The 1,159-nt window shown below is 52.5% G+C and carries 1 protein-coding gene; it reads left to right on the top strand.

From position 1 onward, the window contains the following. Positions 1-142: 142 nt before the first annotated feature. Positions 143-1,159: IS110 family transposase (locus tag G7Y46_RS09050; RefSeq protein WP_165254023.1), on the top strand; the 1,017-nt coding region annotated here is incomplete at its 3' end.

Below are 1,159 nucleotides of genomic sequence, written 5' to 3'. Positions count from 1 at the left end.
CTGATGATATGTCCATCGGGATGTTACACAAAGAGGCTCCGACCTGAACAAATGGTTTATTCAGTCCAAAATCTGGGCTAGCATCTAGGTGTCTCAATTCCCGTGATTCAACAATCACACAATGCCTGGAAGGAGCCTCTCTATGCAGCAGTATACAACCTATGTAGGAATCGACGTTCATGCCAAATCCTTGGTCTGCAAAGGCGTAAACATCAGCGATGGTCAAGAGTATTCCAAAGTATTCAAAGGACCCGATAAGGATTGCGCCCTTATCCGATGGGTAAACCAATTGCCTAGCCCTGTCTACTGCGCTTACGAATCCGGATGCACCGGTTTTGACCTGGCAAGAAAGATCAGAGCCGAAGACATCGACTGCGACATCATCGCCGTATCTTCCCTGGCGAGAACCTCCATCGAAAAGCGTCGGAAATGCGATAAGATCGACGCTTGCGCCATTCGAAGAGAAATTACCAATCCGGTCAAGAAATACTCCTGTGTATGGATTCCCAACGAAGAGATCGAAGGGGCCAGAGATCTTGCGAGGCTTCGGGTGACCACAACTGACGAAGTCAAGGCGGCAAAACTGCGAATCAGCGCCTTTCTGCTCAAATACGGCTACGTTTGGCAAGAAACCACCGAAAGCGGAAGACCGAAGGCCTCTTGGGGAAAAGACCACATGGCCTGGATAAAGTCTATCGATCTCGACGATCCCGTCTCCCAGCAAGTCCTGGATGGCCTTTTGATACTGCTCGACCAGAGGATTCAAGAAGACAGAACACTCAGGGAAAAGATCGCGGATCTGGCTGACACGCCCCGTTTCAAGCCCTATGTCGATGGCCTGTGCAGGCTCAAGGGCATCAACGTCCAGACGGCTTTTCTCGCAGTGGCGGAGATCGGCGACTTCAGACGCTTCAAGTCGCCCAGGCACCTTTCCTCTTGGCTTGGAACTACTCCCTCCGAGTCTTCCAGCGGAAACCGCAGATCCTGTGGTCCTATCACCAAGCAGGGAAACGGCCGCCTTCGCCGGGCGCTCATCGAATGTAATGCTTCCATACGGTCGCGCCAGCCCCATAAGAAATACCCTCTCAAGGGAAGGTCTGTCTCCGGCGAAGTGGAGGCCATCGCCGCAAAGGCCAACAAGCGGCTTTTCGAGAGATAC

It is taken from the genome of Adlercreutzia sp. ZJ304 (genome assembly GCF_011039075.1).
Lineage (GTDB): Bacteria > Actinomycetota > Coriobacteriia > Coriobacteriales > Eggerthellaceae > Adlercreutzia_A.
Note: the sequence above shows the minus strand (reverse complement) of the source record. Positions and strands in the feature narration are given on the sequence as shown.